This window comes from Streptomyces sp. NPDC052079 (assembly GCF_040680275.1).
GTDB lineage: Bacteria > Actinomycetota > Actinomycetes > Streptomycetales > Streptomycetaceae > Streptomyces.
In genome coordinates, this window is record NZ_JBFAWL010000002.1 from 296,717 (window position 1) to 317,893 (window position 21,177).

Consider the following 21,177-nt stretch of genomic DNA (forward strand, 5'->3'; position numbering starts at 1 on the left):
ACGGGTGGGCACACCGGCACCCGGCAAGCACCTCTCCGGCCGCCGCCCCAACTGCGGGCAATCATTCCGCTGCGGCGGCACGGGTGGGCGCACCGGCACCCGGCAAGCACCGGCGAGCACCTCTCCCGCCGCGACCCCAGCTGCGGGCAATTGTGCCGCTGGGGCGGCACGGGTGGGCACACCGGCACCCGGCAAGCACCGGCGAGCACCTCTCCCGCCGCGACCCCAGCTGCGGGCAATTGTGCCGCTGGGGCGGCACGGGTGGGCGCACCGGCACCCGGCAAGCACCGGCGAGCACCTCTCCCGCCGCGACCCCAGCTGCGGGCAATCGTGCCGCTGGGGCGGCACGGGTGGGCGCAGCGGCACCCGGCCAACGCCGGATGAGCACCTCTCCGGCCGCTCCCGGTGTCGAGCCCGGTCTCAGACGCCGACGTCCCCTCCGTCCGCGCGCCACACGGCGACCACGGCGGGCCGGACATAGCTGCCGGGCCCGTCGGGCCAGGTGCTCCCCGGGTTGTCGACCGTCGCCCCGTCGACCTCGCCCGGGTGCTGCACGGCGACCAGGACCCGCCGGCCCTGGATGACCGGGCCGCAGGTCTCCGCGCCGTTCGGCACGGTGAGGAACTGCTTCAGCTCACCGCGCCGACCGCCGCGCGTTGCGACGCCGAAGAGGCCGTCGTGGGAGCCGAGGGCGCTGCCGTCGGTGGAGATCCACAGGTTGCCGTGGTCGTCGAAGGCAAGGTTGTCCGGGCAGGAGATCGGGCTGACGGAGTCCTTGGGGAACCCGGCGAAGTACGTCGCCGGGTCCTGCGGGTCACCCGCGACCAGGAACAGCGACCAGGAGAAGCGCGTGCTCTCCGGCCGGTTCCGGTGCTCGGTCAGCTCCAGGACGTGGCCGTGCTTGTTGGCGTTGCGAGGGTTGGCCTCGTCGGCGGCGGCGTATCCGTCCCTTCCCCGGTGGGAGTTGTTGGTGAGGGCGACGTACACCTTGCCGGTGACCGGGTTGGGCTGGATGTCCTCGGGCCGGTCCATCTTGGTGGCCCCCACCCTGTCACCGGCGAGGCGCGTAAAAACAAAAACCTCCTCAGCAGTCATGCCCTCGACATGCGAGACGGCACCGTCGGCGGTGGCGGTGGCCAGCGGGATCCACCGTCCGCCCCCGTCGAACTCGCCGTCCTCGGGCAGCCCGCCCGTCCCGTCGATCTCGACGGCGGGCGAGTCACCGGTCAGCTGGGCGACGTACAGCGTGCCCTCGTCGAGCAGCGAAAGGTTGTGCTCACGCACCCAGCGGCCGCTGCCGTGCCGCATCCGCTTGCTGCCGACGAACTTGTAGAAGTAGTCGAACCGCTCGTCGTCCCCGGTGTAGACCACCGGACGCCCGTCGTGCGTCAGCCGCACGGTCGCGCCCTCGTGCTTGAACCGGCCCAGCGCGGTGTGCTTGCGCGGGGTGGAGCCGGGATCGTACGGGTCGAGCTCGACGACATAGCCGAAGCGGTGCGCCTCGTTCGGCTCCTGGGCGAGGTCGAACCGCTTGTCGAACCTCTCCCACTTGCGCTCGGTGGCTCCGGTGCCGATCCCGTACCGCTTGTCGGTGGCGCTGGAGCCGTGGGCGAAGTACTGGTTGAAGTTCTCCTCGCCATGCAGGGTGGTGCCCCAGGGGGTGGTGCCGCCGGAGCAGTTGTTGAGGGTGCCGAGCACCTTGGTGCCGCTCGGGTCGGCGGAGGTCTTCACCAGGTCGGACCCGGCGACGGGACCGGTGAGCCGGAACTCGGTGGTGGCGGTGAGCCGCCGGTTGAGGTGGTGCCGGGGGACGGGCGTCAGCCCCCCGCTGCGCCGCTCCTCCTCGACGGCGACCACGGCCAGCCCATGCGCGGCCCAGGCGATCTCCACCTGCTCGCGCGTCGGGTTCGCGGGGTCGTAGTCCCGGAACATCAGGACCTCGTCGGTGTACTCGTGGTTGGCGACGAGCAGCTGCCGGCCAGGCTCGCCGCGCAGCGGCAGCAGGGCGAGAAAGTCACAGTTGTACCCGAACTGTCCGGTCTGTGCCTTCGCGCTCTGCCGCTCCGGGTCGAAGGCGGGCGCACCGCGCAGGATGGGCTCGCCCCAGCGGATGACGACGTCCTGCCGGTAGCCCTCCGGCACAGTGACGGCGTCGTCGGTGTTCGGCGCGACGGGCGTGAACCGCAGACCGCGGGCGCCCTCGGGTGTACGGCGGTGACCGTGGCGTGCGGCGGCGGACGCCGCCTGCACCTGAGGGGCGGCGGCGACGGTGACGACCGCGGCGGCGCGCATCAGGGACCGGCGGCTGAGGGCACCGGCGATGACGTCGCCGACGTACTCGTTGGAGCTGGTGTTGGGCACCTCGTGAAAACAGGCGTCACCACACCGGAAACGACAGGTCATGGCGGACCGGCCGCCGGGGTGGGAACCGAACGGCGTTCCGATCAACGGCAGCAGCTTTCGCACGTATGTTCTCCTTGGGTGCCCGTGGTGTCAGCGAGACCGTAGGAGCGCATAGGTGCGGCAACCGGGCGCCTTGGTGAACGACGGGTGAACGTGCGGCGGCATAAAGGAAGTTGCACCGGGCGGTAGCGGATGACCGTCGAGGTGGGCCAGATCGCCCCCTTGACATATACGATTCCGCAAACCCACCCTGCCCAAGATCGCCCTTGCGGGCCGCTAACCTTACGTGTCCGTCCTGGCCAGGGATTGACGGGCATCAACTCACGCGAAGGGTTGCGCACATGGGCATTCTCACTCTCCTGCGGAACGCGTTCGGACGGTCACGCAAAGCGAGGGCCGCCGAAGCGGAGGGTACGGCACCGGCCGCCGAGCCGACGGAAACGGCCGCTCCGACATCGCCCGAACCGGCCCCGGAACCCGCGGCCCCCCCGACGATTCCGTCCCCCTCCCCGGAACCGGCCCCGGCCCAGGCCACGCCGTCGGTCCCGGAACCCCGCGACGAGCACGACCTCGTCAGCGCCGCATTCGACAAGATCACAGTCCCGGTCCCCACCCGCCCGGACGACACCCCGGCCCCCACCCGGGCAGAGCCAGACCCCACCCAGGAGCCGGGGCCGGAGCCGCAGGCCGAGACAGAACCCGAGCCGAAGCCGGAGCCGAAGCCGCAGGCCGAAGCGGAGCCCGCCCCGCAGCCCGCCCCGGAGCCGGAGCCGCAGGCCGAAGCAGAGCCCGCCCCCCTGCCCGCCGCCGAGGCGGAACCGGAGCCGCAGGCCGAAGCAGAGCCCGCCCCCCTGCCCGCCGCCGAGGCGGAACCGGAGCCGCAGGCCGAAGCAGAGCCCGCCACGCAGTCCGCCCCCGAGGCGGAGCCGCAGGCCGAAGCGGAAGCCGCCCCGCAGCCCGCCTCCGAGGCGGAGCCCACGGCCCCCACCGAGGACTCACCCGCGGCCGCCGACGGCGAGGACACGCCACAGGGGCCACCCGCACCCGACAACGAAAGCAGCACGGGCGGTGCGGGTGGGAACCAGACCCCGGCCGAAGCCGAAGGCGAGGCCGAACCGACAGCCCAGCCCGCCGCAGCCGCCGGCACCGCCCCGGGTGAGAACGAAACCCCGGCGGAAGCCGAACGCGACGCCGAACCAACAGCCCAGCCCGCCACCCCCGCCACACGGCTCCGCAACACCACCCTCACCACCGCCTACAAGGCCGCCGGCGCCACCCTCAAGAAGCACGACCTCACCGGCACCCGCGCCAAGGTCTACCTCGTCCTCGACCGCTCCGCGAGCATGCGCCCGTACTACAAGGACGGCTCCGCCCAGGCCCTCGCCGAGCAGACCCTCGCCCTCGCCGCCCACGTCGACACGGAGGCCACCCTCCACGTCACGTTCTTCTCCACCGAACTCGACGGCACCGGTGAGCTGACCCTCACCGACCACGAGAACAAGATCGACGAGCTGCACGCCGGCCTCGGCCGCATGGGCCGTACCAGCTACCACGCCGCCGTCGAGGCGGTCCTCGCGCAGCACGCCAAGGAGCCGGCCGGCACCCCCGCCCTGGTGGTCTTCCAGACGGACGGCGCCCCCGACGCCAAGACCCCGGCCACCCAGGCCCTCACCGACGCGGCGAAGAACCACCCTGGCGTGTTCTTCTCCTTCGTCGCCTTCGGGGAGCATGACAACAAGGCCTTCGACTACCTCCGCAAACTGAAGACGGAGAACACCTCCTTCTTCCACGCGGGCCCCACCCCCCGTGAGCTCACGGACAAGGAGCTGTACGAGGGCGTCCTGGCCTCCTGGCGCCCGTAACCACCACCGGGGCGGGCGGCACCGCACACCACACCCGTGCCGCCCGCCCGCCCCGAAACGCATGTGAGTCGAGCTCCGCCAGCCCAGTAGGATTTCGACCATGGCGGCCACTGGAACAGAGAAGCAGGGGGCGAAGGCGTACTACGTCACGACCCCCATCTACTACGTCAACGACGCTCCTCACCTGGGCCACGCCTATACGACCGTCGCAGGCGACGTGCTCTCCCGCTGGCACCGCCAGCGCGGCGAGAAGGTGTGGTACCTCACCGGCACGGACGAGCACGGTCAGAAGATCATGCGTACGGCCGAGGCGAACGGGGTCACGCCCCAGGCCTGGGCCGACAAGCTCGTCAACGAGGCCTGGAAGCCCCTGTGGGAGCACCTCGAGATCGCGAACGACGACTTCATCCGCACCACGCAGAAGCGGCACACCGACCGCGTCCAGGAGTTCGTGCAGGACCTGTACGACAAGGGCGAGATCTACAAGGGCGGCTACGAGGGCCCGTACTGCGTGGGCTGCGAGGAGTACAAGCTCCCGGGTGAGCTGCTCGACGGGGAGGGCGAGTACGAGGGCCAGAAACTGTGCCCGATCCACAAGAAGCCGGTGGAGATCCTCAGCGAGGAGAACTACTTCTTCAAGCTCAGCGAGTACAGCGAGAAGCTGCTCGCCCACTACGAGGCCAACCCCGGCTTCATCCAGCCGGAGTCCGCGCGCAACGAGGTCGTGAACTTCGTCCGCCAGGGCCTGCAGGACCTGTCCATCTCCCGCTCGACGTTCGACTGGGGCGTGCCGGTCCCGTGGGACGACAAGCACGTCATCTACGTGTGGGTCGACGCCCTGCTGAACTACGCCACGGCGGTCGGGTACAACGAGAACCCGGAGAAGTTCGAGTCGACCTTCCCCGCCGACGTCCACCTGGTCGGCAAGGACATCCTCCGCTTCCACGCGATCATCTGGCCGGCCATGCTGATGGCGCAGGGCCTCCCCCTCCCGGGGAAGATCGCCGCGAACGGCTGGCTGATGGTCGGCGGCGAGAAGATGAGCAAGTCCAACCTGACCGGAATCAAGCCGCAGGACCTGACCTCGCACTTCGGTGTGGACGCGTACCGCTGGTACTTCCTGCGGGCGATCGCCTTCGGCCAGGACGGCAGCTTCTCCTGGGAGGACTTCTCGGCCCGCTACACCAGCGAGCTGGCGAACGACTACGGCAACCTGGCGTCCCGTGTGGCCGCGATGGTCGGCAAGTACTTCGGCGGCGAACTGCCGGCCGCGACGGCCGAGGGCGAGGCGGAGAAGGCGATCCACGACGCGCTGGCGAAGGCCGTCACGGAGGCGGACCGCCGCATCGGCGACGAGCTGGACTTCCAGGGCGGCATCCTGGCGGTGTTCGACTTCGTGAAGCAGGTCAACGGCTACATCACGGAGCAGGAGCCGTGGAAGGTCGCCAAGGACGACTCACCGGAGGGCAGGGCCCGCCTGGCGACGATCCTCTACACGGCCGCGGAGTCCCTCCGCGCGGTGGCCGTCCTCCTGAACCCGGTCATGCCGGAGACCTCCCAGAAGCTCTGGGACTCCCTCGGCGCGGAGGCGGGCCTCGGCGCCCTCGCCGACCAGAAGGTCCAGGAGTCCGCCGCCTGGGGCAGGCTCCCCGCCGGCTCGACGGTCACCAAGGGCGCGGTCCTCTTCCCTCGCCTCGAGGAGAAGCCGACCGCGTAGGAGGCGCCACAAACACCCAGAGGCCCGGAAACCACCCGTTTCCGGGCCTCTGCGCTGCACTCTCACTCCACACCGGGACTTCCACGACCACCGGAAAGAATGGCAACCGCCCTGCGGGACGCACCGCAGGACCAAATCAATGACGACCGTTCTGCGGGGCACACCGCAGGACGTCGCCGCCCCGATCATCGAACTCATCGCACAAGGCCTGGGCAAGCACCCGGCAGCACACCTGTGGAGGAAACTGGTGGCCGTGGACCTCTCCTTTTACAAGTCCGACCTCTCCGAGGAAATCGGTGACGAAGGCCGGGTCGAGGGCGCGGTACGACGCGCCGCCGAGGACGTCCTGGACATCCTGCAAGTGCGCGACATCGACGTCCCCGAAGCGGTCCGGGAACGCATCATCAGCTGCGGCGACCTAGAGATCCTGCGCCGCTGGCTCCGTCGTGCCGTCACGGCCCCGACGGCCGAAGACACCTTCGAAGACGAGTAGTCACGACTGACCGCCGACCCGCCAGCACAGCTCGGCCAACGAGCACGAGACGAGGCGCACTCCTGTTCCCGCGTCTCGAGGAGAAGCCGACCGCGTAACGCGCTCGCTACAGACGGGGGCCGGGAGAAAGAGAGATCTTCTCCCGGTCCCCGCCCCTTGCGAAGATCGTGTGAAGGCGGCCGAGATCCGGCCGCCGCCACTCACGTGGGGGGATTCGTTCCATGGCACTCTTCGGCAACGCGCACACCGTCGACCCGACGCAGGCCCAGCAGGACTACGCCCGCCTGCTCGGCCACGGCGAGCAGGTGCACGCCGCGTTCCTGCTGATCCGCGACACCATACTGTTCACCGACCGCCGTCTGATCCTGGTCGACAAGCAGGGCATCACCGGCAAGAAGGTGGAGTACCACTCGATCCCGTACCGCAGCATCACCCACTTCGCGGTGGAGACCGCCGGCACGTTCGACCTCGACGCCGAGCTGAAGATCTGGCTCTCGGGCTCCCCGACCCCGCTGCAAAAGACCTTCACCAAGGGCGTCGACATCTACGAGGTCCAGGCCATCCTCACCCAGTTCGTGGCGCGGTAACACCGAACCTCTCGAAGACAGGCCCTGAGCCATACGACACCGCCCCGCACCCGGCGAGACCAGGTGCGGGGCGCGTTGGCTTGCTCCGCATCGAGCTCACGGACACGCGTGGTCACCGGCTCCCGGATCTCCGAGCGCCGGGCCCGGACGCCGAAACCGGCCGCGGTCTGACCCTCGTGGCCGCCCTCGCCGACCGCTGGGGCGTCACCCAGGACCTGCCGCCCCGCAAGACGGTCTGGGCCGAACTCACCCTCCCCGCCCCGCAGTCACCGGAGCATGAACTCCCACGCTCCGGACGGACCTGCGCTCCCCAAGTACTACCCACTAGGGAGAAAGCACCCCACCAAGCCCCACCCCTCCCTCCCGCCGGGCAAACTCACTCCCGCGAGTGAATATGCCCAAGTGGGCTGGCCTTTGGCCTGGTTGCCTGCCTTACGCTCAGCGCCAGCAGTACACACACAACCCCAGACATGCGACGGCCCTCGCCGGGACTGGCATCCCAGTGCGAGGGCCTGACCACCGAGGAAGATAGGCGCTTCCCGATGGACACCGAAAACCCTAGCGCTCCCGCGCGCCCCCAGTCCCGTATCCCGGGCAAGAACCACCCCGACGGACAGCCCGTCGCCGGCGTCATCCACGACCACGTCCGCCACACCGAGAACTTCACGGTGATCGGCAACGACCTGGCCCAGCACCCTGAGCTGTCCCTGCTCGCCATCGGACTGGCCTGCTACATCCAGTCCGTGCGGCGGGGCACCGCCGTCGACATCAAGACCCTTGCGGCCCGCTTCCCCGAGGGCCCCACCCGGATCGCCGCCGCCCTGCGGGAGCTCGAAACGCACGGCTACCTGCGCCGCACCCGCGAGCGCACCTCCACCGGCCGAATCGTCACCCGCACGGTGTCCTGCAACCGGCCAGGTCACCGAGGCGCCCGGGAGCAGGCCGCCCGCAGGCCCGCGCGGCGGACGGCCCCCGACGAGCCCGCGCCCCGCAAGCGGCGGCTGCCCGCCGTGCCCCAGCCGTCGCACCCCTGGCCCGCCATGCTCCAGACGGCCCTCGACGTCCTGGCCGGCCTGCGCCGCCATGACCCCCGGCTGCTCCTCTCCGCCACCGACGCCGAACACCTCGCACCCGGCGTCGCCGCCTGGCTGGAGCGCGACCTCACCCCCACCGCCGTACGCCAGGCCCTCACCGCGAACCTGCCGGACGAGCCCCTCGTCCGGCCGGCCGCCCTCCTCGCCCACCGCCTCACCGCCCAGCTCCCGCCCCCGCCGCCCGTCCGCGCACCCGCGCAGCCACCGGCCGTCCGCCACCCGCTCCAGAACTGCGAAGGCTGCGACCGCGCCTTCCGCGCACCTGAACCAGGTCGCTGCCGCGACTGCCGAACCGGTCTTCCGGAGGCCGCCTAGCATGAACGTGACGATCCTTGCCCCTGGGCACAGACGACGAGGAGCGAGCGCCATGACCATCGCCCCGGACAACCCGCAGCAGGGCGCCTCCCACCTGTACCGGGCCATGCGGGACTTCGTTCAGTCCATGGACGACACGCTGCCCGGGAAGTTCGAGATCACCAAGGAAGGAATCGTCCACGACATGATGTCGCCGGGAGGGCCTCACGAGGTCACGGCTGCACACATCAGCCGCCGTCTGGAAAGGACGATGCCGGACGAGTTGCTGGCCCATACCGGCACACCTGATGTGGAGGACGAGCCCGAGGGCATCATGCGCCATCCCGACGTCATGGTGATCGCATGGGCGGACCTGAACGTCCAGGGTTCGATCGACCCTCGCTCGCTCATCGCCGCCATCGAAGTGGTCTCCAAGTCCAACCCGGAGAACGACTGGGTCACCAAGATGCGCGACTACCCCCTCATGGGCGTCCCCATCTACGTGATCTTCGACCCGCGTACGGGCGAGGGCGCCGTCCTCACCGACATCCACACCACCCCGGACGGCCCCCGCTACGCCACCCGGAAGGACTTCGTCTACGGCGAGGACGTCACCATCGCCGACTGGACCATCTCGACCCGGAATCTGCCGCTCTACGGGAGCGAGGGCGGCGAGCAACACTGAGGAACGTTTATTCATCACCCGAACGAATGATCATCCCCTATTGTCTCTCCTTCCGGCCCGGGGACCAGCCATGTTTGTCGCATGGTCACAGCGACACACGAGGCCTCCCACCGGCTCTTCCAGGAGCACCCCGAGGCCCTCGCCCCCGTTTTCGAGGCACTGGGCCTGCCCCCGCCTCTGAAGACGGACTTCTACGAGCTCTCCGCCGACGTCACCGAGATCCGCCCGGTGGAACGCCGCGCCGACACGGTCCTCAAGTTCGAGCCCGACATGGGCGAACACTTCGTCCTGGCCGTGGAGGCCCAGACGAAGAAGGACCCGGAGAAGGCGAAGAGCTGGGCGTATTACGTCTCCTATCTGCGTGCGAAATACGACCTGCCCGTGCTGCTGGTCGTGGTCTGCCGCGACCGCTCGACGGCGGCCTGGGCAGCGGGTCCCTTCCAGTGCGCGGTGGGCCCGTGGACGACCCAGGTCACCCGGCCCTTCGTGCTGGGTCCGCAGACCGTCCCGGAGGTCACCGACGAGACGGTGGTGGCCCAGCGGCCGGCCCTGGCGGCGCTGTCGGCCATCATTCACAGCCAGGGCCCCAGGGCGGCCGCCATACTGGAAGCGGTCGCCCGCGGGCTGGTGGCCTTCCCGCCGGACGTCACGAAGTACTGGTTCGAGGTGGTGGAAGTCGGTCTGGAGTCCACTCCGACCAGGGAGAACTGGAGGAAGCTCATGCAGGACGTCGTCACTCACTTCCCGGGGCACGGAACGCTCTTCGAGGAGAAGTACCTGGAGGGGAAGGCCGAGGGCAAGATCGAGGACATCCTGCGTGTCCTCACGGTGCGCGGGCTCGTAATCTCCGACGACATCCGCGAACGCATCACCGGCTGCACCGACCTCGACACGCTCACCACCTGGTTCGAGCGCTCGCTGACGGCGGCAGCAGCCGAGGACCTCTTCACCGACGAGGACCCCGCCCTCTAAGCCCCCTCACACGACCGACGGGGCCCGGAAGCGGTGAACGCTTCCGGGCCCCGTCGACGCTGTCGGGCCTACTTCGGCTGCGGCTTGCGTACCGAGATGTGGAGTTCCTTCAGGCGGGCCTCGTCCAGTTCGCTCGGGGCGCCCATCATCAGGTCCTGGGCGTTGCCGTTGAGCGGGAAGGCGATGGTCTCGCGGATGTTGGGCTCGTCGGCGAGGAGCATGACGATCCGGTCGACACCGGGCGCGATGCCGCCGTGCGGCGGGGCGCCGAAGCGGAACGCGCGGAGCATGCCGGCGAACTTCTCCTCGACCGTCTCACGGTCGTAGCCCGCGATCTCGAACGCCTTGAGCATGATCTCCGGCTCGTGGTTCCGGATGGCGCCGGAGGACAGCTCGACGCCGTTGCAGACGATGTCGTACTGCCAGCCGAGGATGTCCAGCGGGTCCTGGGTCTCCAGGGCCTCCAGGCCGCCCTGCGGCATCGAGAACGGGTTGTGCGAGAAGTCGATCTTGCCGGTCTCCTCGTCCTTCTCGTACATCGGGAAGTCGACGATCCAGCAGAAGCGGAAGACGTTCTCGTCGAAGTGACCGGCGCGCTTGGCCGCCTCGACCCGCACCGCGCCCATGATCTTCGAGACCTCGTCGAACTCGCCCGCGCCGAAGAACACCGCGTGGCCGGGGGCCAGCGAGAGCCGCTTGGTCAGCTCCGCGACGTTCTCCTCGGTGAGGAACTTCGCGATCGGGCCGCTCAGCGAGCCGTCCTCGCCGACGCGCACCCACGCCAGGCCCTTGGCGCCCTGCGAGACCGCGTAGTCACCGAGCTGGTCGAAGAACTTGCGCGGCTGGCCGGAGACGTCCGGAACCGGCAGCGCCCGTACGTGCTTGCCGGCGAACGCCTTGAACTCCGAGCCCTCGAAGATGTCGGTGATGTCGACGAGCTCCAGCTGGGCGCGCAGGTCCGGCTTGTCGGAGCCGTACTTCAGCATCGCCTCGCGGAACGGGATGCGCGGGAACGGCGACGTCACATGACGGCCGTTGCCGAACTCCTCGAACAGCTCGGTCATCAGCTTCTCAATGGGCTGGAAGACGTCCTCCTGCTCGACGAAGCTCATCTCGACGTCGAGCTGGTAGAACTCGCCCGGCGAGCGGTCCGCGCGGGCGTCCTCGTCGCGGAAGCAGGGCGCGATCTGGAAGTAGCGGTCGAAGCCGGAGATCATCAGCAGCTGCTTGAACTGCTGCGGGGCCTGGGGGAGGGCGTAGAACTTGCCCGGGTGCAGGCGGGAGGGGACCACGAAGTCACGGGCGCCCTCGGGGGAGGTGGCGCTCAGGATCGGCGTCGCCATCTCGTTGAAGCCCAGCGCCGTCATCTTCTGGCGCATCGCCGAGATCACCTGCGTACGCAGCATGATGTTGCGGTGCATGCGCTCGCGGCGCAGGTCCAGGAAGCGGTACTCCAGGCGCCGCTCCTCGTTGACCCCGTCCTCGGTGTTGACGGTGAAGGGAAGGGGCGCCGCCTCGCTCAGCACCTCGACCTCGGCGACCTCGACCTCGATCTCACCGGTCGGCAGGTCGGGGTTGATGTTCTCCTCGCCGCGGGAGACGACCCTGCCGTCGACGCGGATCACGGTCTCCTTGGAGAGCTTGTCCAGCGCCTCGTACGCCTCGGTGCCGGGACGCGCCACGAGCTGCGTGATGCCGTAGTGATCGCGCAGATCGATGAAGAGGATGCCGCCCAGGTCGCGCCGATTGTGCAGCCAGCCACTCAGCCGGACGTCGGTGCCGACGTCAGAGGCGCGGAGCTCGCCGCAGGTGTGGGACCTGTACCGATGCATCGTCGTTCATCCAGCCTTCGCAGATCGGGGTCGTTGTTTCACGTGAAACTCCCCCAAGCCTACCGGCCGACCCGGGACCACTTCTCCGCCATTACCCGCGGGGCGGGTCTCGGCCTTCGGTGGAACATTTCGACATCTTCCTCATAAAGTGGAGCAATGCGCTCTGGTGAGCCCCTGCCCACCGTGGGGGACGTCCTCGCCGCCCTCGACACCGGACTGTGGCACTGGGACACCGCCGCCGGGCTGTTCACGGTCGACGCCGTGGCAGCGCGGCTGCTGGGGCTGCCCGCCCGGCAGGTCACCCTCACCGAAGCGCAGATCCGGGCCCGGCTGCATCCCGTCGACTGGAACGAGATCACCGGAGTGGTCCAGCTCGCCGTCGCCGAGGGCACCCTCGCCGAGGTACGCCTCCGGGTCATGGACGACCGGCAGCGGGTGCTCCGGGTCGTGCGCAGCCGCGCCAAGCCCTCCTACGACCGCGCCCGCAGGGCATACGTCCTGACCGGTGCCCTCCAGGAGGTCGCCGAGCCGACGCCGGGCACGCCCGCCGGGCGCAGGGCGGTCACCGGGGACTGGCGGCGCTCGCGGGAGGCGTTCCTGCTGGACGCGGGACGCGCGCTGGCGGAGGCACGGTCGACGCAGGAAGTGCTGCGGGTCGCGGCCAATCTGTCGATGCCCGGATTCACACCGGACGGAATGGCCGTGTTCGGCGTGGAGGGCGACCATCTCACGATCATCGGCCACCACGGGCACGAGCCCGGCGCCGACAGCCCGTTCACTTCCATGCCGCTGGACACCGACTACCCGGCCGCCGAGGTGGTGCGCACCGGCCGCGCGGTCTATCTCTCCTCCCCGGAGGAGTACAAGGCCCGCTATCCCCTCACCTGGCCGCTCGCCGAGCGCTTCGGGCGCCAGTCCTGGGCGTTCCTGCCGCTGACCGCCTCCGGCCGCACGATGGGGGCCTGGCTGGCGGCCTTCGCCTACCCGGTCGCGTTCACCCCGGACGAGCGTTCGGTGCTGACCACGGTGGCCCGGATGCTGGCCCAGGCGCTGACCCGCGCGGGCACGGCCGAGAGCGAGCGGGCGCTGACCGACGGACTGCAGCGCTCGATGATGCCGAAGCTCGGACAGGGCATCCCGGGCATGGGCGTGGCCGCCCGGTACGTTCCCACCGGCGGCGGCCTCCAGGTCGGCGGCGACTGGTACGACGTCATCCCGCTGCCCAGCGGGCGGTTCGCGATGGTCATCGGCGATGTCCAGGGCCATGACGTACGGGCCGCCGGGCTGATGGGCCAGCTGCGGATAGCCCTGCGGGCGTACGCCTCCGAGGGCCACCGGCCGGACGCCGTGCTTGCCCGCGCCTCCCGCTTCCTGCACGGCATCGGCGAGGGGGACCCCGAACTGCGCTTCGCGACGTGTCTGTACGCCGAGGTCGACCCGGTGAGCGGCGTGCTGGAGATCGCCCGCGCCGGGCACCCGGACCCGGTGATCCGTATGGCCGACGCGACGGTGCTGACCCGGCCGACGGCGGGCGGGCTGCCGCTCGGCATCGACCCGGACGCCGACTATCCCACCACGCAGATGGTCCTGGAGTCCGGCGAGACCATGATGATCTGCACGGACGGGCTGATCGAGACCGGCGGCCATGATCTGGACACCGGCTGGCGGCGGCTGCGCACCATCCTCGAGGAGCACCAGGGCAACCAGGAGGAGCTGGCCGACGCGCTGGTCCAGGCGGTGCACGGCCCCTCCTCGCACCACACCACCGGCCCGCTGGCCGACCGGCGCGAGGACGACATCGCCGTCCTACTGCTGTCCCGGCAGGGCGAGGGCTGCGGCTTCGGCGCGGAGTCCGACACGGTACGGCCGCCGGTGCGCCGCACGATGCTGACGGTGGCGCAGGCCGAGCCCGAGCGGGTCGCCGTGGCCCGGCACCAACTGCGCGAACTGCTGCACGACTGGCCCTCGACGGACCAGGTCGACTCGGCGGTGCTGCTCCTTTCGGAGATTCTCACCAACGTCCTGGTGCACACCGACACCGACGCCCTGCTGCTCGCCGAGGTCACCGACGGGGGAGACGGCCGCCGAATTCGCATCGAGGTCACCGACGGCGGCGACGACCTGCCGCACCCGCGCCGACCGGGCGAGCTGGCGTCCTCCGGCCGGGGCCTGATCCTGGTCCAAGTCCTCTCCCACACTTGGGGCGTGGACCCGCGCGGCCAGGGCAAGAGCATCTGGTTCGACCTGTACGAGAGGGACGGCGCGGTCGCGGGAGACGACTGAGCGGGCGGCCCGGCCGCCGGCGGACGTCGTGGTGTCCGCGGGCGACCGGTCGGTTCCCTGTCGTGCTCAGGCGCCGTCGGTGCCGGTCTCCGGTCCGGCCTCGGTCATGCCGTGCACGGCCGGGATCGTGCCGAGGCGGCCCTTCTGGAAGTCCTCGAAGGCCTGCATCAGCTCGTCCTTGGTGTTCATCACGAACGGGCCGTAGTGGGCCATGGGCTCACGGATGGGCCGACCGCCGAGGAGGACGACCTCCAGGTCCGGCGTGTGCGCGTCCTGCTTCTCGTCCGCGCGGACGGTGAGCGAGGAGCCGGCGCCGAAGACCGCCGTCTGGCCCAGGTGGACCGGACGGCGCTCGGCGCCGACCGACCCGCGCCCGGCGAGGACGTACGCCAGGCCGTTGAAGTCCTCCCGCCAGGGCAGGGTGACCTCGGCGCCCGGTGCGAGCGTCGCGTGGATCATCGTGATGGGCGTGTGCGTGATGCCGGGGCCCTCATGGCCGTCCAGCTCACCGGCGATGACCCGCAGCAGCGCGCCGCCGTCGGGGGAGGTGAGCAGCTGGACGCTGCCGCTGCGGATGTCCTGGTAGCGCGGCGCCATCATCTTGTCCCGGGCGGGGAGGTTCACCCACAGCTGAAGCCCGTGGAAGAGCCCGCCGGACACGACCAGGTGCTCCGGCGGCGCCTCGATGTGCAGCAGACCGGCGCCCGCCGTCATCCACTGGGTGTCGCCGTTGGTGATGGTGCCGCCACCGCCGTTGGAGTCCTGGTGGTCGAAGATCCCGTCGATGATGTACGTGACGGTCTCGAAGCCGCGGTGAGGGTGCCAGGGGGTGCCCTTCGGCTCCCCGGGCGCGTACTCCACCTCACCCATCTGGTCCATCATGATGAACGGGTCGAGATGGCGGTAGTTGATTCCGGCGAACGCCCGGCGCACCGGGAAGCCCTCGCCCTCGAATCCGCTCGGCGCGGTCGTGACGGCGAGCACGGGACGGGCCACGGCGTCGGCGGTCGCGCTCACGCGGGGCAGCGTCAACGGGTTCTCGACGGTCACTGCAGGCATGTCGGTACCTCCTTGGGTACACCCATTTTAGTTGAGCGTTGAACTTCCTGCCACCAGGAACGGAGAAAGCCCGGAGGGAATTCCCTCCGGGCTCCGCGCGGGCGCACACCGGCGTCCTCAGTCGTCTGTGCGGCAATCGCTTCAGCCATACATCCGGCGCATGGCGAACTCGACCATCTGCTCCACGGCCTTGGCGTCGAACACCATCCTGTGCTCGCCCTCCATGTCGAGCACGAAGCCGTAGCCGGTCGGCAGCAGGTCGATCACCTCGGCGCCGGTGATCACGAAGTACTTCGACTCCTTGCCCGCGTACCGCCGCAGCTCCTTGAGCGAGGTGAACATCGGGATCACCGGTTGCTGGGTGTTGTGCAGGGCGAGGAATCCGGGGTTGTCACCGCGGGGGCAGTAGACCTTGGACGTGGCGAAGACCTGCTGAAAGTCCTCGGCCGCCATCTGGCCGCTGGTGAACGCGCGCACGGCATCGGCGAGCGAGGGTGCGGACGGCTCCGGATACAGCGGCGCCTGCTGCCCGTACCCGCCCGGCATCTGCTGCTGCGGCGGGACGTAACCCTGTTGCGTCCCCGCGCTCTGGTCGTAGCCGTACATGCCGCACAGACTACTGACCCGCCGGGAGGGCTGGGTCACAGATGTCCGGATCGGGGTTGCTTCTTATTACCGACGGGTAGCATCATCGTAGCTACTTGTTGGTACGTGAACTAGGTGCGAGGAGTCAGTGCCTCGCCGATCTCTCAACGGAGCCGTCGCCATGGGGCACTACAAGTCGAATCTCCGCGACATCGAGTTCAACCTCTTCGAAGTACTTGGGCGCGACAAGCTGTACGGCACGGGCCCGTTCGAGGAGATGGACGCCGAGACCGCGAAGAGCATCCTCGACGAACTGACCCGGCTCGCGGAGAACGAGCTGGCCGAGTCCTTCACCGAGGCCGACCGCAATCCGCCGGTCTTCGACCCCGAGACCAACACCGCCCCGGTCCCGGCCTCGTTCAAGAAGAGCTACCAGGCCTTCATGGACTCCGAGTACTGGCGTCTCGGCCTGCCCGAGGCCATCGGCGGCACCACCGCTCCCCCGTCGCTGATCTGGGCGTACGCCGAGCTGATCCTGGGCGCCAACCCGGCCGTGTGGATGTACTGCTCCGGCCCGGCCTTCGCCGGGATCCTGCACGACGAGGGCAACGAGGTCCAGAAGAAGATCGCGCAGATCGCCGTCGAGAAGCAGTGGGGCTCCACCATGGTCCTCACCGAGCCGGACGCCGGCTCGGACGTGGGCGCCGGCCGCACCAAGGCCGTACAGCAGGAGGACGGCTCCTGGCACATCGAGGGCGTGAAGCGGTTCATCACCTCCGGTGAGCACGACATGTCGGAGAACATCCTCCACTACGTGCTGGCCCGCCCCGAGGGCGCCGGCCCCGGCACCAAGGGCCTGTCCCTCTTCCTCGTCCCGAAGTACCTCTTCGACTTCGAGACCGGCGAGCTGGGCGAGCGCAACGGCGTCTACGCCACCAACGTCGAGCACAAGATGGGCCTGAAGGCCTCCAACACCTGCGAGATGACCTTCGGCGACCGCCACCCCGCCAAGGGCTGGCTGATCGGCGACAAGCACGACGGCATCCGCCAGATGTTCCGCATCATCGAGTTCGCCCGCATGATGGTCGGCACGAAGGCGATCTCCACGCTGTCCACCGGCTACCTGAACGCGCTGGAGTACGCCAAGGAGCGCGTCCAGGGCCCGGACCTGGCCAACTTCATGGACAAGTCCGCGCCCAAGGTCACCATCACCCACCACCCCGACGTGCGCCGCTCGCTGATGACGCAGAAGGCGTACGCGGAGGGCATGCGCGCCCTCGTCCTCTACACCGCGTCCGTCCAGGACACCATCGCGGTGAAGGAGGCGGCGGGCGAGGACGTCTCGGCCGAGCACGCGCTCAACGACCTGCTGCTGCCCATCGTCAAGGGCTACGGCTCCGAGAAGGGCTACGAGCAGCTCGCCCAGTCGCTGCAGACCTTCGGCGGCTCCGGCTTCCTGCAGGAGTACCCGATCGAGCAGTACATCCGGGACTCCAAGATCGACACCCTGTACGAGGGCACCACCGCGATCCAGGGCCAGGACTTCTTCTTCCGGAAGATCGTCCGCAACCAGGGCGCGGCCCTGAACTCGCTCGCCGAGGACATCAAGAAGTTCCTGGCGCTCGGCGAGGGCGGCGAGGAGCTGGCGGGCGCCCGCGAGCACCTGGCCAAGGCGGCGGTCGAGCTGGAGGCCATCGTCGGCCTGATGCTCACCGACCTGGCGGCCACCGAGCAGGACGTCAAGAACATCTACAAGGTGGGCCTGAACACCACCCGCCTGCTGATGGCCTCCGGTGACGTGATCGTCGGCTACCTGCTGCTCAAGGGCGCCGCGGTCGCCGCCGACAAGCTGGCCACGGCCACCGCCAAGGACCAGGCCTTCTACACCGGCAAGATCGCCGCGGCCCGCTTCTTCGCGGCCAACGTCCTCCCCGGCGTCACCCTGGCCCGCAAGGTCGCCGAGGGCGTCGAACTGGACCTGATGGAACTGGACGAGGCGGCGTTCTGACCCTTACGGGTCCTCACGGTACGTAATCAGTACAGAACCCCACGAGCCGCGTATGGACCCCGACGAGGGCCCGCTCCCGCACAGGGAAGCGGGCCCTCGCCCTCGTTAAGGTGAACCCATGAGCGAACCCCCCCGCTTCGATCGCGGCCACACCGACGACCTCATGTCCTTCCTGGCGGCCAGTCCCACGCCGTACCACGCCGTGGCGAACGTCGCCGAGCGGCTGGAGAAGGCGGGCTTCCGGCAGGTCGCGGAGACGGACGCCTGGGAAGGGTCGTCGGGCGGCAAGTACGTGCTGCGCGGCGGCGCGATCATCGCCTGGTACGTCCCCGAGGGCGCGGACGCGCACACCCCCTTCCGGATCGTCGGCGCCCACACCGACTCCCCCAACCTGCGGGTGAAACCCCGGCCCGACAGTGGTGCGCACGGCTGGCGCCAGGTGGCCGTGGAGATCTACGGCGGTCCGCTGCTCAACTCCTGGCTCGACCGCGACCTGGGCCTGGCCGGCCGGTTGACCCTGCGCGACGGCTCCACCCACCTGGTCAGCGTCGACCGCCCCCTGATGCGCGTCCCCCAGCTCGCCATCCACCTGGACCGCTCGGTCAACGCGGAGGGCCTCAAGCTCGACAAGCAGCGGCACATGCAGCCGGTCTGGGGCATGGGCGGCGACGTCCGCGACGGCGATCTCATCGCCTTCCTCGAGGAGACCGCCGGGCTGCCGTCCGGCGAGGTCGCCGGCTGGGACCTGATGGTCCACTCCGTCGAGGCGCCCGCCTACCTGGGCCGCGACCGAGAGCTGGTGGCGGGGCCGCGCATGGACAACCTGCTGTCCGTGCACGCCGGTACGGTCGCGCTCGCCGCAGCGGCGGGCCGGGGCGCGGGCCTGTCCCACATCCCCGTACTCGCCGCCTTCGACCACGAGGAGAACGGCTCCCAGTCGGACACCGGTGCGGACGGCCCGCTGCTCGGCGGCGTGCTGGAGCGTTCGGTGTTCGCGCGCGGCGGCTCCTACGAGGACCGGGCGCGCGCCTTCGCCGGCTCCGTCTGCCTGTCCTCCGACACCGGTCACGCCGTCCACCCCAACTACGCCGAGCGGCACGACCCGACCCATCACCCGCGCGTCGACGGCGGCCCCATCCTCAAGGTCAACGTCAACAACCGCTACGCCACCGACGGTTCGGGCCGTGCGGTGTTCGCGGCGGCCTGCGAGAAGGCGGACGTGCCCTTCCAGTCCTTCGTCTCCAACAACGCGATGCCGTGCGGCACCACCATCGGCCCGATCACCGCGGCCAGGCACGGCATCCGGACCGTCGACATCGGCGTGGCCATCCTGTCGATGCACAGCGCGCGCGAACTGTGCGGCGCCAACGACCCGTTCCTGCTGGCGAACGCGCTCGTCGCGTTCCTTGAGAGCTAGTCAGCCGCCTTACGTGCCAAGGCGCATGACCGCCGCCCGCCCGGGTACCCGGTGCGCACCGGAAACACCGGACAGGGAGGCGACACTCATGGGCCTCGGCGGATGCATCATCCTCATCGCCGTGGGAGCAATCCTCACGTTCGCGACCGACTGGGACATGCAGGGTGTCAACCTTGACCTGGTCGGCATCATCTTCATGATCGTCGGTCTGATCGGCGTCGCGACCTTCAGCAGCATCGCCCGGCGTCGGCGGGTCGTCGTACCACCCGCCACCCCGGTCGTCGACGACACGACCCGCCCCCACCACCACACCCGCGACGGCTACAGCGACGGGTACGGGGTCTGACCGGGGGGCGGCCGATGCGCACGAGGGCGCGGGAGAGCGGGACTCTCCCGCGCCTCTCCGTAGGGGCCGGGCCTCAGCGCACAGCCGCCTTGCGCTCGGCCTCCGTCAACGGCGGCCCCTGCAGATACGCCTTGCGGGGGCCGAGGAGCATCGGGACGAGCATGTCCGGTGAGAACAGGCGGGTGGCGGGCTTCTCCAGACTCATCACGTCCAGCAGCGCGCCGAGCGCCCGCGGATGGCGCGCACCGGTGGCGACGGCCCGGTCCACGTACCGGGCCAGGAGGCGCTCCACGGCGGTGGGCGGTGTGCCGGCCGCGCCCGGATACAGGGCGTCCTGCCCCACGGCGAGATCCCACGCGGCGGCGACGGGACGGGCCGCGACCCGCTGGAGACACCGGGCGGTCCCGGGCGCCCGCACGCCCGTGGAGCGGAGCACGTCCCTGACGGCGAGGGCGCTCTGCGCGGCCACGGTGATGCCGTGCCCGTACACGGGGTTGTAGCCGGCGACGGCGTCACCGAGGACCAGGAATCCGTCCGGCCAACGGCGCATCTTCTCGTAGTAGTGGCGCAGGTTGGCGGTGCTACGGGTCGTGGCGACGTCACCGAGGGGCTCGGCGTCCGCGAGCAGCTCGCCTATGACGGGGTCACCTAGGCCGAGGGCGAAGTCCACGAAGGCGCCCGGATCACCGCTGGGTTCCCCGCCCCGGGTACCGGCCAGCGTGACGATCCAGCGGTCGCCCTCGATGGGCAGGATGATGCCGCCCGTGCCGGGCGCCTTGGCCGGATTGGCCTGGACGTTGACGAGCGGGAAGTTCGTTCCCGCGGTGGACCCCGGAGCGCGGAACAGCCGTGTCGCGTAGGCGACTCCGGCGTCGATCTCCCTTTCGGCGACCGCGGGCAGCCCCAGTTGCGTCAGCCAGCGCGCGGCGCGGGATCCGCGTCCGGAGGCGTCGACGACTAAGTCGGCGGACAGCACGCTCTCCCGCTCACCGGAGCGCACGCGCACGCCGGTGACCCTGGTGGCGTCCCCCGTCGGTCCCAGCGCGGTGGTGCCCTGCCGCAGCGTGATGCGGTCGTCGGCGAGCACCCGGTCGCGTACGACGGCGTCCAGCAGCTCACGGGAGCAGACGAGATTGCGGTGGTGCGTGGAGGTGAAGCGGCGGAACCAGACCTCGTTGGGGGCGCGCGAGACCATGTCCCGCATGATCCGCACCAGCCGCCCTCCCCTGGCGACGACCTCGCCGACCAGCCCTGGAAGCAGTTGGTCGAACGCCTGGACCCCGCCGCTCCACACCAGATGCGCGTGCCGTGCCTGCGGCACACCTCGCCGCTGCCCGACCCCCTCGGGAAGCCGGTCCCGCTCGACGACGGTGACATCGGCGCTCTCCGCGAGGGCCGCCGCGGCGAACAGCCCGGCGAGGCTGCCGCCCACGACCAGGGCGGTGGGACGGTGACGGGCACTTGTCTCAGGCATGGTTGCTCCTACCGTAGCCGTCGGTCGATCTCCGCACCCACGCCTTTCCGCAAGCGGCCTCCCGGC

16 protein-coding genes and 1 pseudogene are annotated in these 21,177 nt (G+C 70.0%); 12 read left to right on the forward strand and 5 right to left on the reverse strand.

From position 1 onward, the window contains the following. Positions 1–420: 420 nt before the first annotated feature. Positions 421–2,466 carry a PhoX family protein gene (locus AB0L56_RS05820; protein ID WP_365419419.1) on the reverse strand — a complete coding sequence of 682 codons (2,046 nt, stop codon included), beginning with the start codon at positions 2,464–2,466 and terminating at the stop codon, positions 421–423. 278 nt (positions 2,467–2,744) lie between these two features. On the opposite strand from AB0L56_RS05820, the gene AB0L56_RS05825 reads away from it, so the two are divergent. The 8 genes and pseudogenes from AB0L56_RS05825 (at position 2,745) to AB0L56_RS05860 (ending at position 10,107) form a co-directional block, all read left to right on the forward strand. Beyond that, a complete protein-coding gene (locus AB0L56_RS05825) occupies positions 2,745–4,265 on the forward strand; it encodes a VWA domain-containing protein (RefSeq protein ID WP_365419422.1) in 1,521 nt (506 codons plus the stop codon). Positions 4,266–4,365: 100 nt separating this feature from the next. After that, positions 4,366–5,982: a methionine--tRNA ligase gene (metG, locus tag AB0L56_RS05830; RefSeq protein WP_365419425.1), complete on the forward strand. Its 1,617-nt coding sequence runs from the start codon at positions 4,366–4,368 to the stop codon at positions 5,980–5,982. A 139-nt stretch (positions 5,983–6,121) separates the two neighbouring features. Next, positions 6,122–6,475, forward strand: coding sequence for a hypothetical protein (locus tag AB0L56_RS05835; protein ID WP_365419428.1), 354 nt, complete (start codon positions 6,122–6,124; stop codon positions 6,473–6,475). Positions 6,476–6,696: 221 nt separating this feature from the next. Then, complete coding sequence (locus tag AB0L56_RS05840) at positions 6,697–7,062, forward strand: PH domain-containing protein (protein WP_361035059.1); 366 nt, start codon at positions 6,697–6,699, stop codon at positions 7,060–7,062. An 83-nt stretch (positions 7,063–7,145) separates the two neighbouring features. Next, a pseudogene (locus AB0L56_RS05845) lies at positions 7,146–7,454 on the forward strand (ATP-binding protein); the annotation flags it as partial. Positions 7,455–7,604: 150 nt separating this feature from the next. Continuing rightward, on the forward strand, positions 7,605–8,471 hold the full coding sequence (locus tag AB0L56_RS05850) for a helix-turn-helix domain-containing protein (protein ID WP_365419432.1): 867 nt from the start codon (positions 7,605–7,607) through the stop codon (positions 8,469–8,471). A gap of 52 nt (positions 8,472–8,523) precedes the next feature. Then, on the forward strand, positions 8,524–9,135 hold the full coding sequence (locus tag AB0L56_RS05855; RefSeq protein WP_365419435.1) for a Uma2 family endonuclease: 612 nt from the start codon (positions 8,524–8,526) through the stop codon (positions 9,133–9,135). A gap of 81 nt (positions 9,136–9,216) precedes the next feature. Continuing rightward, positions 9,217–10,107, forward strand: a complete 891-nt coding sequence (locus AB0L56_RS05860) for a hypothetical protein (protein WP_365419438.1) — start codon at positions 9,217–9,219, stop codon at positions 10,105–10,107. 68 nt (positions 10,108–10,175) lie between these two features. Here AB0L56_RS05860 and aspS read toward each other — a convergent pair whose 3' ends face one another. Continuing rightward, a complete protein-coding gene (aspS, locus tag AB0L56_RS05865; RefSeq protein ID WP_365419441.1) occupies positions 10,176–11,939 on the reverse strand; it encodes an aspartate--tRNA ligase in 1,764 nt (587 codons plus the stop codon). A 156-nt stretch (positions 11,940–12,095) separates the two neighbouring features. On the opposite strand from aspS, the gene AB0L56_RS05870 reads away from it, so the two are divergent. Next, positions 12,096–14,222 (forward strand): SpoIIE family protein phosphatase, encoded by a 2,127-nt coding sequence (locus AB0L56_RS05870; RefSeq protein ID WP_365419444.1) that lies wholly within the window; start codon positions 12,096–12,098, stop codon positions 14,220–14,222. Positions 14,223–14,288: 66 nt separating this feature from the next. On the opposite strand, the gene AB0L56_RS05875 is transcribed toward AB0L56_RS05870, so the two are convergent. Both AB0L56_RS05875 and AB0L56_RS05880 read right to left on the reverse strand, forming a co-directional pair. Beyond that, positions 14,289–15,281 carry a pirin family protein gene (locus AB0L56_RS05875; RefSeq protein ID WP_365419447.1) on the reverse strand — a complete coding sequence of 331 codons (993 nt, stop codon included), beginning with the start codon at positions 15,279–15,281 and terminating at the stop codon, positions 14,289–14,291. Positions 15,282–15,422: 141 nt separating this feature from the next. Further along, positions 15,423–15,887 (reverse strand): SseB family protein, encoded by a 465-nt coding sequence (locus AB0L56_RS05880; RefSeq protein WP_361026522.1) that lies wholly within the window; start codon positions 15,885–15,887, stop codon positions 15,423–15,425. Between the two features lie 160 nt (positions 15,888–16,047). Here AB0L56_RS05880 and AB0L56_RS05885 point away from each other — a divergent pair, with 160 nt between their 5' ends. From AB0L56_RS05885 to AB0L56_RS05895, 3 genes are all read left to right on the forward strand, one after another. Next, complete coding sequence (locus AB0L56_RS05885; protein ID WP_361026525.1) at positions 16,048–17,874, forward strand: acyl-CoA dehydrogenase; 1,827 nt, start codon at positions 16,048–16,050, stop codon at positions 17,872–17,874. A 118-nt stretch (positions 17,875–17,992) separates the two neighbouring features. Beyond that, complete coding sequence (locus AB0L56_RS05890) at positions 17,993–19,291, forward strand: M18 family aminopeptidase (RefSeq protein ID WP_365419452.1); 1,299 nt, start codon at positions 17,993–17,995, stop codon at positions 19,289–19,291. Positions 19,292–19,379: 88 nt separating this feature from the next. After that, the gene (locus AB0L56_RS05895; RefSeq protein WP_361026531.1) at positions 19,380–19,637 is read left to right on the forward strand and encodes a DUF6458 family protein; all 258 of its coding nucleotides are present in this window, start codon (positions 19,380–19,382) and stop codon (positions 19,635–19,637) included. A 73-nt stretch (positions 19,638–19,710) separates the two neighbouring features. Here the strand turns inward: AB0L56_RS05895 and AB0L56_RS05900 are convergent, their stop codons facing one another. After that, complete coding sequence (locus AB0L56_RS05900) at positions 19,711–21,111, reverse strand: FAD-dependent oxidoreductase (protein ID WP_365419456.1); 1,401 nt, start codon at positions 21,109–21,111, stop codon at positions 19,711–19,713. Between the last annotated feature and the right edge of the window lie 66 nt (positions 21,112–21,177).

Excerpts from the sequence above, each read along its gene's own strand:
- AB0L56_RS05860 (WP_365419438.1), top strand. The coding sequence starts at position 9,217 with ATGGTCACAGCGACACACGAGGCCTCCCACCGGCTCTTCCAGGAGCAC.
- aspS (WP_365419441.1), bottom strand. The coding sequence starts at position 11,939 with ATGCATCGGTACAGGTCCCACACCTGCGGCGAGCTCCGCGCCTCTGAC.
- AB0L56_RS05880 (WP_361026522.1), bottom strand. The coding sequence starts at position 15,887 with ATGTACGGCTACGACCAGAGCGCGGGGACGCAACAGGGTTACGTCCCG.
- AB0L56_RS05895 (WP_361026531.1), top strand. The coding sequence starts at position 19,380 with ATGGGCCTCGGCGGATGCATCATCCTCATCGCCGTGGGAGCAATCCTC.
- AB0L56_RS05885 (WP_361026525.1), top strand. The coding sequence starts at position 16,048 with ATGGGGCACTACAAGTCGAATCTCCGCGACATCGAGTTCAACCTCTTC.
- AB0L56_RS05900 (WP_365419456.1), bottom strand. The coding sequence starts at position 21,111 with ATGCCTGAGACAAGTGCCCGTCACCGTCCCACCGCCCTGGTCGTGGGC.
- AB0L56_RS05890 (WP_365419452.1), top strand. The coding sequence starts at position 17,993 with ATGAGCGAACCCCCCCGCTTCGATCGCGGCCACACCGACGACCTCATG.
- AB0L56_RS05875 (WP_365419447.1), bottom strand. The coding sequence starts at position 15,281 with ATGCCTGCAGTGACCGTCGAGAACCCGTTGACGCTGCCCCGCGTGAGC.
- AB0L56_RS05850 (WP_365419432.1), top strand. The coding sequence starts at position 7,605 with ATGGACACCGAAAACCCTAGCGCTCCCGCGCGCCCCCAGTCCCGTATC.
- AB0L56_RS05855 (WP_365419435.1), top strand. The coding sequence starts at position 8,524 with ATGACCATCGCCCCGGACAACCCGCAGCAGGGCGCCTCCCACCTGTAC.
- AB0L56_RS05870 (WP_365419444.1), top strand. The coding sequence starts at position 12,096 with ATGCGCTCTGGTGAGCCCCTGCCCACCGTGGGGGACGTCCTCGCCGCC.
- metG (WP_365419425.1), top strand. The coding sequence starts at position 4,366 with ATGGCGGCCACTGGAACAGAGAAGCAGGGGGCGAAGGCGTACTACGTC.
- AB0L56_RS05825 (WP_365419422.1), top strand. The coding sequence starts at position 2,745 with ATGGGCATTCTCACTCTCCTGCGGAACGCGTTCGGACGGTCACGCAAA.
- AB0L56_RS05840 (WP_361035059.1), top strand. The coding sequence starts at position 6,697 with ATGGCACTCTTCGGCAACGCGCACACCGTCGACCCGACGCAGGCCCAG.
- AB0L56_RS05835 (WP_365419428.1), top strand. The coding sequence starts at position 6,122 with ATGACGACCGTTCTGCGGGGCACACCGCAGGACGTCGCCGCCCCGATC.